At 65.9% G+C, this 367-nt stretch carries 1 pseudogene; it reads left to right on the top strand.

What is annotated here, in order from left to right:
* Positions 1 to 367: pseudogene (locus N826_RS39340) on the top strand (hypothetical protein); the annotation flags it as partial.

Below are 367 nucleotides of genomic sequence, written 5' to 3' on the forward strand. Positions count from 1 at the left end.
GCGATTGCCCAGGCGCTCGCCACCTTCGAGCGGACCATCGTCAGCAACAGGGCGCCGTTCGACCGCTGGATCGACGGTGACGATACCGCGATCGATGAGCAGGCCAGGCAGGGTTTTGTCCTGTTCAACGGCAAGGCCAACTGCGCTGCCTGCCACTCGGGCTGGCGCTTCACCGACGACAGCTTCCACGACATCGGGCTGAAAAGCGCCGACATCGGGCGCGGCGCCTTCCTGCCCGATCTGCCGGTGATGCAGCACGCCTTCAAGACTCCGACGCTACGCAACATCGCAACGCGCGAGCCCTTCATGCACGACGGCTCGGCCGCCACCCTGCGCGATGTGCTCGCCCACTACGACACCGGCTTCA

The organism is Skermanella aerolata KACC 11604, from assembly GCF_000936425.1.
Classification (GTDB): domain Bacteria; phylum Pseudomonadota; class Alphaproteobacteria; order Azospirillales; family Azospirillaceae; genus Skermanella; species Skermanella aerolata.